The 13,197-nt window shown below is 38.0% G+C and carries 13 protein-coding genes; all 13 read left to right on the top strand.

What is annotated here, in order from left to right; translation table 11 throughout:
* On the top strand, positions 1-1,879 hold a 1,879-nt coding region (locus DJ93_RS00280; RefSeq protein WP_042978657.1), incomplete at its 5' end, for an MSCRAMM family protein.
* Positions 1,880-1,906: 27 nt separating this feature from the next.
* A complete protein-coding gene (locus DJ93_RS33010) occupies positions 1,907-2,053 on the top strand; it encodes a hypothetical protein (RefSeq protein WP_181969247.1) in 147 nt (48 codons plus the stop codon).
* A 102-nt stretch (positions 2,054-2,155) separates the two neighbouring features.
* A complete protein-coding gene (locus DJ93_RS00285; protein ID WP_042978658.1) occupies positions 2,156-2,731 on the top strand; it encodes a type IV secretory system conjugative DNA transfer family protein in 576 nt (191 codons plus the stop codon).
* A 154-nt stretch (positions 2,732-2,885) separates the two neighbouring features.
* On the top strand, positions 2,886-3,134 hold the full coding sequence (locus DJ93_RS00290; RefSeq protein WP_042978659.1) for a hypothetical protein: 249 nt from the start codon (positions 2,886-2,888) through the stop codon (positions 3,132-3,134).
* A gap of 593 nt (positions 3,135-3,727) precedes the next feature.
* Complete coding sequence (locus DJ93_RS00295; protein WP_042978660.1) at positions 3,728-4,177, top strand: hypothetical protein; 450 nt, start codon at positions 3,728-3,730, stop codon at positions 4,175-4,177.
* Between the two features lie 25 nt (positions 4,178-4,202).
* On the top strand, positions 4,203-4,442 hold the full coding sequence (locus DJ93_RS00300; protein ID WP_042978661.1) for a hypothetical protein: 240 nt from the start codon (positions 4,203-4,205) through the stop codon (positions 4,440-4,442).
* Positions 4,443-4,467: 25 nt separating this feature from the next.
* Entirely contained in the window at positions 4,468-4,761 is a 294-nt protein-coding gene (locus DJ93_RS00305) for a hypothetical protein (RefSeq protein WP_002187987.1), read from the top strand.
* A 97-nt stretch (positions 4,762-4,858) separates the two neighbouring features.
* Entirely contained in the window at positions 4,859-5,938 is a 1,080-nt protein-coding gene (locus DJ93_RS00310; protein WP_042978662.1) for a hypothetical protein, read from the top strand.
* A 13-nt stretch (positions 5,939-5,951) separates the two neighbouring features.
* Positions 5,952-7,475 carry a hypothetical protein gene (locus DJ93_RS33015; protein WP_052109476.1) on the top strand — a complete coding sequence of 508 codons (1,524 nt, stop codon included), beginning with the start codon at positions 5,952-5,954 and terminating at the stop codon, positions 7,473-7,475.
* Between the two features lie 114 nt (positions 7,476-7,589).
* On the top strand, positions 7,590-8,018 hold the full coding sequence (locus DJ93_RS00320; RefSeq protein WP_042978663.1) for a DNA polymerase III subunit gamma/tau: 429 nt from the start codon (positions 7,590-7,592) through the stop codon (positions 8,016-8,018).
* A gap of 112 nt (positions 8,019-8,130) precedes the next feature.
* A complete protein-coding gene (locus tag DJ93_RS00325) occupies positions 8,131-10,779 on the top strand; it encodes a VirD4-like conjugal transfer protein, CD1115 family (protein WP_052109489.1) in 2,649 nt (882 codons plus the stop codon).
* Positions 10,776-10,979 carry a hypothetical protein gene (locus tag DJ93_RS00330; RefSeq protein WP_042978665.1) on the top strand — a complete coding sequence of 68 codons (204 nt, stop codon included), beginning with the start codon at positions 10,776-10,778 and terminating at the stop codon, positions 10,977-10,979. The genes DJ93_RS00325 and DJ93_RS00330 overlap by 4 nt, the downstream gene beginning before the upstream one ends.
* Positions 10,980-10,997: 18 nt before the next feature.
* Positions 10,998-13,163, top strand: a complete 2,166-nt coding sequence (locus DJ93_RS00335) for a pLS20_p028 family conjugation system transmembrane protein (protein ID WP_052109479.1) — start codon at positions 10,998-11,000, stop codon at positions 13,161-13,163.
* Positions 13,164-13,197: the final 34 nt, after the last annotated feature.

Genomic DNA, 13,197 nt, shown 5'->3' on the forward strand with positions numbered 1-13,197 from the left:
TGAGAAATATGAAATAAATTGGAGTTATAGTCCTTTGTATGGGAAAGACTTAAGGACTGAATTGCTGAAGAATGCCAATGGTCAAATTGCTTATTGCTTAACCTATGGAAAGTTAAGTCCTGATGGTAACAATCTTCCAGAGAAAGGGCGCACAGATAATGTTGTGTACCGTGTTCTTCTAAATGGATATCCACAAAAGAGTCCAGAAGAACTAGGTGTTTCTAACTGGAAAGAAGCACACTATGCAACGCAACTTAGTGTTTGGGCGGCATTAGGTCAAATTGATATTAGCGAAGTTCAGCATAAGAATGCAAATGTAGCTAAAGCTGTAAAAGCGATTATTGATGGGGCAAATACAAGCCAGGAAACACAAGAAATGTTCATGAACGTAACACCAACAGACAATCAAGAAGCGAAACTAAACGGTGAGTACTTTGAAACGACAGTGTACCAAATTGAAAGTAATGCTAAGAATGGTGTATTTACAGTTCAACTAGCCAATGCACCAGCTGGAACAAAAGTTGTTTCAACAAATGGAGAAGCGAAGCAACAATTCAATTTAGGAGAACAATTCCGTATTCTGATACCGAAATCCTCTCAGACTGGCAATTTTTCCTTGAAAGTAACTTCTAACCTTTCTAAGTTGCAAGCAGTAGCCTACAAGGGAACTGATAGTGTGCAAGATGCAACGGTATTACTAGAGATAAATGAGGAAAAAGTAAGTACCGACCTACAAGTAAACTGGAAATCACTTGGAGGATTGAAAATTGTAAAAGTGGGAGAGCAAAAAGAATTGCTACAAGGTGCAGTATTTGAAGTCATGAATAGTGCAAATGAAAAAGTAGGCACAATGACTACAAATGAGCAAGGTTCAGCAAGTCTTTCTGGTTTAGAAATCGGAACTTATACTCTTAAAGAGGTAAAATCTCCTATTGGTTATGTACTGAATGAGCAGCCACAACAGATTGAAGTCAAAACGGGTGAGGTTGCTACGATTACAGTACAAAACGTAAAAGTAAAAGGGAATGTACAACTACTTAAAGTAGATGGAGAGAATCCAGATAAGAAATTAGAAGGAGCAACATTCATTCTACAAGACAGTAAAGGTAAAAAGATTAGTGAACATAAAACAGATAAAAACGGCTTGATTGAAGTAAAAGACTTACCATTTGGGGCATACTCATTTGTCGAGAAACAAGCACCAACTGGCTATGTTTTAACGAAAAAACCTATTCCTTTTAGTATCTCGGAACAAGGCAAGACAATCATGCTAACAGCGAAAAATAAGCACATCACAGGAGAATTGGAGATTAGCAAGGTAGATATTGCGGATGGCGACAATAAGCTTCCAAATGCTGAATTTACCATCTTTAATGAAAAAGGCGAAGAAGTTGTAAAAGGAAAAACGAATCAAAACGGCATTGCAAAATTCAAGCTTCCATATGGAAAGTACACATATAAAGAAACATTTGCACCAGAAGGCTATTTACTCAATGGAGAAATATTCTCTTTTGAAATTAAAGAGGATGGTCAAATCATTAAACATACGGTGAAGGATCAGAAGAAACCGACACCGCCTACACCAGAGACACCACAACCGGAACAACCACAAAAACCAGAGCAATCAGAAACACCACAACCACAGACACCGGAACAACCAAAAGTAACAGAAAAACCGGTCGTGCCACAACTAGAGAAACCACAACAGATTGTTATGAAACCACAACTAGAACAAACACCAAAGAAAGTAGAAGCTCATCTTCCAACAACAGGTGGTAAAGCTGAAAATCCATATATAAAATGGATCGGGCTTGCATGTATCACATTTGGTGCAATGGGAGTTGTATTTGCAGTAAGAAACCGTAAGAAAGCACAATAACTCCAAATAAGAAAGGGGGATTGCAAGGTGAGACAAGAAAATATGACGAAAACCCAAGCTCATTTCAGTGAAATAGATGAAAATCCGTTTGGTTTTTTTGTTGGCTTTCGGAATGCATGTATACTTGCACTTCCCATTTGGGCAATTGTATTTTGGATAGGGAGCAAGTTTTAATATGCAATGAGGAATGAAAATCTAGAAAAGAAACGGGAACATTTTTGGTTTCAATATTAAGTAAAGAGTTTCAAAGAATGAAATAAGAAAGGAGAAAAAGACATGCTAGGAGTGATTCAAAGGTGCTCAGGGCTTCTACAGGCGGTTGGAATTTTTAATCAGGGAGAAAAGGATGTAGATGTAACGAAAGCTTCACAAGAAGCTTATAGGACAGTGATTGAGGGTGTAAGAAAAGCCAAACAAAAGTTTATCTTTATTTTCGATCCAACGAATCAAGTGTATGAAGATACACATCGGCAGAAGCTAGCGCAAGGATATCACATTGTAAAACACAATTTGTTAAGTGATACAGTGTTCTTAGATGATGAAAGTAATCAAAAAGTGATCATGTATGTCAGTATAGATACGGTTACTAGTACGTATGAAGATAGAGGTGAGGCATTATCTCATTTTCTCCACCTTCTAACTGAAAAGAAAAAAATCCGACCGATTCATCTCGTCTTTTATCAATTTAATCTTTATCCCATCCCTCATATAGAGCAGTTTTTAAAAGAAAGTGCTACCTATAATATTCGAACTTCAATTGTCGTAGAATCTCATTCCGTCTTACAACGTATATACGGAAAACATGGAGCAAAACGAATTGCTACATCGTGTCAGACAACAGTTCTAGCATAGTCTTATTTTTCGGAATATTCTTTTTACTTCAAGGAATTGAAATGTATAAGATTTTCGGGATATCAAAGTCATTCATGATATATAGATGGCTAGAAAACTATATAAGGTGAGAGGGGGGATTATAAGTCCTTCCCTTTTGAAGGAGGCGATAGACATGGGAAAAGAGCAAAGACTTGCATTCTATGATATATCGTCGTCAAGTGCACAAAGTGTCAAAACATTCGATGGCAAAGTGTATCAGCTAAAAGGAGCGGTAGCGGTAGAAGATACAACAGGAAACATTGAAAGGGTCGCAGAGATCTATTACCGTGTCCGTTCAGTCATGGATGAAAAACAAAAAATAATTGCCAAGAGAAGAAACCAGAAAGATGAATTGACAACCGTGCGCCAACGGCGGAAATAAAACGATTTTTGAGAACAAACAAGCGGTTTTGGAGTGTGCTGAGATAGATAGATAGATTTATCCGATGATAATGGAAAAACCATCAATTTCGTACCTATTTTTATAGACGTTCAAAACGAAAGTTTTTCCTTATCAAAGCACAATTGCCCTTTGAAAACTTCACATGCGTGCCCCCTTTCGAAATGGTCACTAAAAAGGTTGGGTATACGATTGATTGAATGTTCGGTGTGTGTATACATAAAACACACCTGTGACCATGGGAAAATACGGTGTATCCATCATCTGTAGGAGTTAGTAATCGTGAGGAATATCCCAGTTTGACATTCTAAAGAAGCGATGAAAACGAAAAGCAGTAGATACACAAGGTTCTACGTACATGCCAAAACGTTGTGCAGTATTGGGCTTATCAGGAGCGAGTCGGGATTGCTTCTGATATGCATGCCGATATAGGGTTTACCATATCAGCCATAAATGGTTATTTATCACTATTTTCCCAATATTCTTGCTATAATAATAACCAGATGTGGAGAAAGAATCTGAACTCTCAGTAGACTCCAAAATCGCTTGTTTAATAACATAGGGAGGTCAAAAGTATGACTCAAAAATCAAAAATCATTGCCGTAATCGTTGCCTTGGTTGCCGTTCTAGGGATTGGTTCCACACTGGTATTTTCTAATAGCAAGAAAGGAGCACTTGAGCAGTTAAAACCTCTAGAAGTTAAAAAATTCATGTCACAAGATGGCACAGGATTTATAGTTTATTCTTTTGATAAAGAACAAAGAGATTTCTATACAAACCAGGTAAAGAAAGTGTTTAATACAGAAGGTGTAAGTGGTAAAGAGCTAAATAGTTATCACCCAGAATATGACGGAACTAAAGATCAATTTTACTATGGTGTAAAACAAAGAACTGACACATTAGCATATTATCAAAAAGGAGAACTGAAAAAAGAAATTAAATTTGAAAAATACAAATCATCTGAGTTAGAACATGAATTAGATGTGTTTGTACGTAATATGAAGGAAATGTATATCGACAAATAAGAGGATAGAGAGGCGGTGTGATAAATTGCCTATTCCAACTGTTACACAAAGAGATTTAAAGAAATCAAGGGACCTGGTAGAAAAGTTACTGAAAGTCAAAGGAGAAAGCTATCAAAATTGGTTACACGCACAACATCAACAGTTCATTGAAGGAAATCAAGAATTAATCTTAGAAGCGCTCACTCTATTTGTAGAAGAAGAAAAAGGATCTGGTAGGATACCTGAAGGTACGGGTACGCTTTCTCAGTCAAATGAAATTGTATAACACAAATATAAGGAGAGTGTAAGAGATGTTTAAATTAAATAACTTGATTTTAGGTGCTGGAGATGGCATGTCTAGTCTAGTTAGTACAGGTGAAGCGGTTTTAACCTGGGCACAACGTTTAGGTATCATTAGCGCGGCTATTGCATTTTGTATCGGTGGTTACTACCTGATCTGGGGTGGTGAACGTGGAAGGCACCAGAGTAAAGGCTGGTTTATTGGCTCAGCCGTAGGGTTAATTATTGTGATGGGTGCAAAAGGATTGGCAGAAGGCATTAATAGTAATATTAAGTTTGGATCTATCCTGTTCTTTTGGATGTGAAGATACAACAAAATATGTTTTGGTAAAGAAGCTATGCATCTGTATAGCTTCTTTTTATATGCCATAAAGCATTAGAAAGGAGAGGGAGAAAAAACATATGTTAAAGGTCATGTTTACCAAAAGTGGAACACCAGAGATTAAAAGTTTTCAAAAGATGTCTTTACTAGATGCATGTAAGATTACGCACCGACTGGAACAAGAGTTACAAGAACAACAAAATATCATCCATGTAGATTTTCACATTTTAGATCAAAACAGTGAAGAGATGTATGCAGGGACATTGTCCATGGGTTCTGGTTATGCTTCTCATTTGTATGAACATGTAGAGAATAAACTTTCTTCTATGGAAATGGATGAAGATCAAGAGAAGCAAAAAGAAGCACTTTTACAACTCATGAAACAAGATATCGAGGAATTTTTACAAGAGATTGCGCCACCAGAAGAAATAGAAGAGAAAACCAAAGTGAAAAGGGAACAACAAGCCAAAGCAGATGTTCCTCTAGTAGAGGTGAAAGGGAACAAAAAACATCTATTTCAAATAATCGGAGGAGCAATTGGAGGAATCCTAGTAGGGGCTGTGAGTGTGTTTTCCTTGTATGCAGTCCCATCTACGCCGGTTGTAGCAACAACAAATCAACCGGATACACATTTAGTTAAAGGACTTCAACAAGCATCTATTCAGCAATATCCAAAGGCAATTCAGGAATTTGAGAAGTTGGATTATAAAGAACTAGATAAAGAGAGTCAAAAAGCAGTTTTATTTTCTTACTTGTTAAGCGGGAAAGCCAATAAGGCCTTACAATATGAACCGAAATTTGCGGAAAGTGTTGTGAGCTATTACGTAGCCATTGATAATTTGAAAAAAGTGAATGAGATTCAAGTCAAAAATGATGTGATTGACTTTGAAAAAGCAGTGTTGGCAAAAAAAGATGAAGAGGTTGTTCGTCTAAAAGATAAGGTGAGTATAGATGGTCGCCGGGAACAATCCATTGTAGATGCATATTTGAGACTTAAAAAATATGAGGATTGCTTTACCTTCGCAAAAGCACAGGGCAATAAGAATGTGATGAAACAAGTGAAAGAAGTAGAAAAGAAAGAAGTGGAGCAATCAACAGTATCAGATGAAGAGAAAAAGAAAAAGATTGAAAACATCGATAAAGTATTGAAAGAAATCTAAGGGAGGAAATGAAATGCCAATCGATTATAAAAATGTCTTAAAAAAGATGGGGCTTACGGTTGCAGCGACTTCTTTGTCTGTGGGGATTTTATCTGGGTGTAGCTTATTTGGTTCAGAGCAAAGTAAGAAAATAGATAAAAAAGCATCTGTTTCTAAAAAAGTAGAAAATGAGAAAAAGAAACAAGAAGAAAAGAAAGAACCCGAAAAGTTACAAGAAAAGGATTTTGCTTCTTTAACAGAAAATGCTGTGAAGAGTCAGGAGCCCAATCAAAATGTTGCGTTTGTATTAGATCATATGCAAAAACAACATTTTGATACAAAAGATAAACAGATTGCAAGGCAAATCAAAAGTTCAGATGAAGCGACATCTCGTGTCGTGGCTATGTTAGACCAGGAATTATCAAAATCGAGTCATTTAAATACAGATGATGTTGCGATTGTTGCATCGAATAGCGTTCCAACAGAAACGAAAGATAATCAACTTGTGTTTGGAAATATAAAAGATACAACAGTAGCTAGCATCGGAGATGTAATACCACAAGAAAATGTAAAACCGCCTGTTGTAGAGGAAAATCCTTCTATTCTATTACCAGATAAACCGAAACCGCCAGTAGACCCGCCGACAGATGGAGGAGATAAACCGAAACCGCCAGTAGACCCGCCGACAGATGGAGGAGATAAACCGAAACCGCCAGTAGACCCGCCAACGGATGGAGGAGATAAGCCAAAACCACCGATAGATCCGCCAACGGATGGAGGAGATAAGCCGAAACCGCCAGTAGATCCGCCGACAGATGGAGGAGATAAACCGAAACCGCCAGTAGACCCGCCAACGGATGGAGGAGATAAGCCGAAACCGCCAGTAGATCCGCCGACAGATGGAGGAGATAAACCGAAACCGCCAGTAGACCCGCCAACGGATGGGGGAGATAAGCCGAAACCGCCAGTAGATCCGCCGACAGATGGAGGAGATAAACCGAAACCGCCAGTAGACCCGCCAACGGATGGAGGAGATAAGCCGAAACCGCCAGTAGATCCGCCGACAGATGGAGGAGATAAACCGAAACCGCCAGTAGACCCGCCAACGGATGGAGGAGATAAGCCAAAACCACCGATAGATCCGCCAACGGATGGAGGAGATAAACCGAAACCGCCGGTAGATCCGCCAACAGATGGAGGAGATAAGCCGAAACCGCCGGTAGATCCACCAACAGATGGAGGAGATAAGCCGAAACCGCCGGTAGATCCACCAACAGATGGAGGAGATAAGCCGAAACCGCCGGTAGATCCGCCAACAGATGGAGGAGATAAGCCGAAACCGCCGGTAGATCCACCAACAGATGGAGGAGATAAGCCAAAACCACCAATAGATCCACCAACAGATGGAGGAGATAAACCGAAACCGCCGGTAGATCCACCAACAGATGGAGGAGATAAGCCGAAACCGCCGGTAGATCCACCAACAGATGGAGGAGATAAGCCAAAACCACCAATAGATCCACCAAAAGATCCGAAGAAAGCAAACACAGTTGTATGAGTTAAGTATTGAAGAAAATATGAAGCTCACGATAGTTAAGATGAAAAAAGACACAAGTTGGTTGGAAATTCAACCAACTTGTGAATAAAGAATGATATAAAAGGGGGATATAACATGTTTCAAATAAACGAGATATTGAAAATAAATGAAAATTTAAAGATTGTTGGCGGTATTGCTACAGGTAAAACAGCAACTTTAAAAGAACTTGCTATCAAGTTGGATAACGTAATGGTTTTAGACTTTATTGGTGAGTATGAAGATCTTAAAGCATCGTTTGAAGGAGATAAGTTAGATGTTATAAACCTATGCAATCCGGACTGTCCGAAAGTGAAATTGAGCAAAGAAATAATCGATTTAGCTAAACAATATGACTTTGTAATAATTGATGAAACATCTTATTTATTTGCTGAAGAAGTAAATGGTTTTTTATCATTTTTACAACAAATGAAAGAGGCAAACACAAAAATCATAGCCAGTTTTCAAACATTACCTCCAATAGAAATTGATATTAAATTTCCTCAATTCATTATGCTTAATCGATGAATACTTTTTAAGTACAAGGTACATGTATACAAGAAGAAAGTAGGGAGGTAACAGGGTGAATCCAAAAGCACCACTAAAATACAAATTAGCTGAATGGAAAGTACTCATCCCAATGAGTACTTTTTTATTTAGTGGAATCTTTCTTATCGCAAATTTTCTAGGAAACATCATCGTAGAAGTAGTGAAAACAACTTTTTCAGATTTATTACATCCAAAACCTTTTCATATTGGAATAGAGGATTTATATACCTTTGAACACCCTCCTTTTCTCTATCTGATATTATTCCTAATCGCAAGTTTATGTACATTGCAATTCACGTACAAAATCCGTTCAAGCTTTAAAGATTTGAATCACAATCAAAAAGATTCCTCTCGCTTCGCGACATTAGATGAAGTCAAACAGCAGTACCGTGCAATTCCAGATAAAACAGAGAGATATGAGGGAAAAGGTGGCGTTGTCATTTCCAGGTATGATGTGATTTCATGTAAAGCCATTTTAAAACAAGCGAAAAAGGTTATGGATACAAAAGGGATGGAGAAATGGCAAGAAATCAAAAAAATAAAAGATAGTGCAAAGGCAGGACGCTTATTAATTGATGATGGTGCAGTCAGTAACCTAATCATTGGTACAACAAGATCTGGTAAAGGGGAAACGTTTGTGTTCCCAACACTTGATGCATATTCCCGTGCGAAACTACAACCGTCTATTATCATCAATGATCCAAAGGCTGAAATTTTGGCGGCTTCTAAAAAAACATTTGAAAAACGTGGGTACCATATTGAAGTTTTAAATTTAATTAACCCGTTAGAGTCCATGAGCTATAACTTGCTTCAGCTTATCAAAGACGCCTATAAACAAGGTGATACAGCAACGGCGCAGACACTCTGTAATACATTATCATTTTCACTTTACTACAATCCAAATGTAAAGGATCCTTTCTGGAATAACAGTGCGATGAGTTTATGTAATGCATTAATCTTAGCGGTTATAGATAAATGTATCCAGGAAAAGACAGAGGATAAAATTTCGATGTATGCAGTCGCAAACATGTTATCGGAGCTTGGTTCCAAAGAAATTGTGATTGATGCACAAGGAAATACACAAAATGTATTAGATATATATTTTGAAATGCTTCCGGCTGAGAGTGTTGCGAAGATGCAATATGCAACTTCTAGCTTCGCAAAAGGCGGGACAACACGAGGAAGTATTTTTAGTACCACAATGAGTAAATTGTCCATCTTTACTTTTGATGGCATTGCAAAAATGACGTCCCGTAATAGTATCGACTTAAAACGAATTGGCTTTGGGAAAAGCTTGCAAGGAAAAGGAACACCAAGGGTTCGTGTGCAAATTATCTTTCCAGATGGATCGAAAGAAAGTGTCAAAACAGATACAGAAGGGCGTTTTGAACTTAATTTCCAGCAAAGTGTAAAAAAAGGTCAGCGTATTCATGTGATGGAAAGCAAAACAAAGAAGAAAACGATTATAGAAGTTCAAACAGTTAATAGAGATACAGGTGAAACAACATTCAAAGTTGTTGAGAAACAAGATGGATTACAAATTGATAACATTGTCATATTTGAAAAGCCAATAGCGGTCTTTATGATTGTTCCAGACTATGATTCTAGTAATCATGTGATTGCTTCTATTTTTATTAGACAGTTATATTTTGTACTCTCCAAGTATGCTGGTTTAGCTCGTGGTGGGAAGTGTCATAGAGAAGTAGTGTTTTTATTGGATGAATTTGGAAATATGCCAGCGATTGATGATATGGGGAATATTGTTACGGTTTGTTTAGGACGAAATATTCGTTTTAACCTGATTGTGCAAGCTCTTCCACAGTTAAAAATGAAATATGGAGATGCAAGTACAACCATTCAAGACAATTGCGGGAATCAAATTTATATTCAATCTGGTAATAAAGAAACCGCAAAAGAAATATCCGAAAAGTTAGGGAATCAAACAATCAATTCTTTATCTCGAAGTGGGAAAGGGTTGTCGATTGATAAGAGCAAAACGGAAGGAATAGATACAAAACCATTATTAACACCAACTGAGTTAATGAGATTCCAAGAAGGGGAAAGTGCAGTGATACGCTTTATGAAGCGTCGGGATAATAAGTTTGAAAAGATAGAGCCTTTCCCGATTCTGAACCGAGGAAAAACGGTTATGAAATATCGCTGGGAATACTTAGGGGACGACTTTGATACAGATCAATCCATTTTAGATATCGATATTCGTTCTTTACATGAATATGTGAATCCAAGGGATCTCATTATTGATTTCTTCCCAAAACAAGAAGAGGAACCAAAATCAAATGTATTAGTATCTGAACCAAAACCAAAACCAGTGCCTATTCCTTCAGAAGAGGTTCCGGAGGAGCCACAATTTGCGGATATTGATGAGGATATTGAGGTTCCTGAAGAAGCGTATGCATCAGAACCGGTTTCAGTGTACGAATCAGAACTGTCTAGTCCATTTGAACCACTTACCTTAGAAAATTGGAAGCACAAAACAGCAGAAGAATTTTTTGAAACACATCGTTCTATTTGGAACATCATTGAAAAACAATGTATGAGGCAATGGAACAAATCACTAGCGGATATTCAAGCAAGTACAATGGAAAACTTTATTGATGAGCTGAAGATATTAGTGACAACAGGAGAAATTGATAAGAATATTTATCGGTTGATTAACGGGAAATATGGTGAAGTTATGGATAGTTTACTAGAAAAAGAAGGTGTGAAGGAGGAAGTATGATGCAGGTAACCAATCCCTTACAACATATTTTACAAGTTTACGGGAAACAAGTAACAGCGGGAAGAGAAGTGATGATTGGACTTAGAAATGGCGTTGTGGTGTTACAGCCAGGTGGAACCGGTGAGGCACCGATTGTTATACGAGTAGACGAAGTGGATGAGTATCTTGATATGACTATACAAGAAGTATTTGAAGCATAAGGGAAAGCGGGTGAAACCATGAATGATGAGAAAGTCTTAGAAATACTAAAAACATTTAGTGAGTACTTAGAAATTGGTGGATTTACGAACTATATTCTCCGTTCGATTGGTTGGATGATTATTTTAGGATTGTCATATCTGGTAGATGCATTAGAAGGGATTACAGATAAAATTCTTTTAGTAAAAACGTTATTTGCTTCAGAAGAAGTACAGTCTTTTGTGAGAGATTTTCAACCTGTTTTGTATGTACTATTTGCTTTTTCGCTCATTTATATTGGATACACACTGATATTTAATCGGAAAACGAATCGAGAGCAAATCGCAGTCAACATTTTTATTAGTATGGGCGTAATTGTATTACTGAGTACAGCTATGATGCAAGCAGATAAATTCACAGATAAAGCGATCAAGGCGGTGGATCTCAAAGGAAGTGGAACAACAAGTGAAAAAATCATAAAAGATGGTCTCACGGATGTAGCACAGTTTGATATTGGGGAATGGAAAACCACAAAATTAAAAGAACCAAATCAAATTTCCCAAGAGAATATCAGACGAATTGATATTCTTGAGAAAATTGACACAGATTTTAAAGTCAGTAAGGATAAAGGACTAACTGATGATGGAAAAAAAATCTTAGAGAAGAAACTTAGTGTTGCACCAGATGGAAAAGAAGTACTCATAGATCTGAAAAATGGCTGGTTTGATTTTTGGCCAGATAAATACTATCGCTGGGACTGGGAGTTCTGGAAAATTGCTTCGTCTCTGTTTGTCATAGGTATGACACTGTTATTTACAGCAATCAAGCTTGGGAAATTGTGTTTTGAACTAGCTTTCAGTTACATTTTAGCAAATTTAGTTGCACCGGCAGACGTAGCGAACGGACAAAAGACAAAGCATATTCTTCTCAATATCTTAAATTCTTTTTTAATTATGATTATGATCTTCATTTCATTAAAGCTCTATCTCATCGGTATGAATTATATTCATGAAAATATGAATGGAATTGCTTATGTTATGGCTTTAATTTGTTTGAGCCTTGCCGTTGTAGATGGTCCCGTTATTTGTGAACGTATCTTTGGTATTGATGCAGGACTTAAAAATGGTTGGGGAGTCGTTGCAGGTGGATACGCACTTGGGAAAGGGATTAGTAAGGCAACCGGCGGTATAGCGTCGAAAGCTGGTAACATGTTAAAAAGTACAGGTAATGGTGCATTACAAGTGGGTGCAGGTGTCGCTGGCGTGGCAAGCGGATATAAAAATGCTGGGAAAGCAAGTGATAGCGGACAACAAGATCAGAAGCAAACAAAAGGACAGCAAGGTAAGGAAAATGGGAAAGAGAGTACAGAAAAACAAGGCGATGCCAATGGCATGGCAAATGGAACCGGTAATTCTTCTATACAGGATGAAATGGGTCAATTAGGTTCTGGAACAGAAAAAAGTCAAGCGTCCCAAGGCGAGGCAGGCGGTGGCGCAATGTCCTTGCAAGACGAAATCAAATCATCTGGTTTTGATAAAGATACGAAAAAAGAAGGACAGAGAACACAACCAAACCTTACAAAAAACACATCAGGTGGTACGAATGGAGCTACACCAGGAACGCTACAACGAGGTAGTAACGGAGCATCAACAAGTGCACCAGGAACAAATCAACTAGGTAATGGTGGAAAATCATCAGGTGCACCAGGAACATCACAACCAGGTAATAGCGGAATACCGTCAAGTGCACCAGGAACATCACAACCAGGAAGTAACGGAGCACCATCCAGTACACCAGGAACATCTCGACCAGATAGTAACGGAGTACCATCCAGTGTACCAGGAACATCACAACCAGGAAGTAGCGGAGTACCAACAAGTGCACCAGAACCTTCTCAACCAAGTTATAGTGGAACGCCATCAGGCGGTGATAGTGCTCAAGGTTCATCTCGACCATTTGATACAACTCCAACTTCTACAGATGATATTCCAGCACCACAAAGAGAAAATCGTACGATTGGGCAATATGCAAAAGAGCGTCTTTCTAATACCTTTCATAATTCTAAAACGGTACAACAGACAAAACGTTCGTATCAGCTTGGACAAAATACAGGGGAGAGTTTACGAAACAAAGGTCAAAATAAGGGGGAGAGTCAAAAGCAGAATGTAAATCAGAATCCAAGAAGAGATCATAGAAAAGATGCATAGGCTAGGGAACGGTAAGCATACAGGGGATGCTTAT

It is taken from the genome of Bacillus clarus, assembly GCF_000746925.1.
Lineage (GTDB): Bacteria > Bacillota > Bacilli > Bacillales > Bacillaceae_G > Bacillus_A > Bacillus_A clarus.

Coding starts and splice junctions, on each gene's coding strand:
- DJ93_RS00320 (WP_042978663.1), top strand. CDS start 7,590: ATGTTTCAAATAAACGAGATATTGAAAATAAATGAAAATTTAAAGATT.
- DJ93_RS00330 (WP_042978665.1), top strand. CDS start 10,776: ATGATGCAGGTAACCAATCCCTTACAACATATTTTACAAGTTTACGGG.
- DJ93_RS00325 (WP_052109489.1), top strand. CDS start 8,131: ATGAGTACTTTTTTATTTAGTGGAATCTTTCTTATCGCAAATTTTCTA.
- DJ93_RS00310 (WP_042978662.1), top strand. CDS start 4,859: ATGTTAAAGGTCATGTTTACCAAAAGTGGAACACCAGAGATTAAAAGT.
- DJ93_RS00305 (WP_002187987.1), top strand. CDS start 4,468: ATGTTTAAATTAAATAACTTGATTTTAGGTGCTGGAGATGGCATGTCT.
- DJ93_RS33015 (WP_052109476.1), top strand. CDS start 5,952: ATGCCAATCGATTATAAAAATGTCTTAAAAAAGATGGGGCTTACGGTT.
- DJ93_RS00335 (WP_052109479.1), top strand. CDS start 10,998: ATGAATGATGAGAAAGTCTTAGAAATACTAAAAACATTTAGTGAGTAC.
- DJ93_RS00285 (WP_042978658.1), top strand. CDS start 2,156: ATGCTAGGAGTGATTCAAAGGTGCTCAGGGCTTCTACAGGCGGTTGGA.
- DJ93_RS00290 (WP_042978659.1), top strand. CDS start 2,886: ATGGGAAAAGAGCAAAGACTTGCATTCTATGATATATCGTCGTCAAGT.
- DJ93_RS00295 (WP_042978660.1), top strand. CDS start 3,728: ATGACTCAAAAATCAAAAATCATTGCCGTAATCGTTGCCTTGGTTGCC.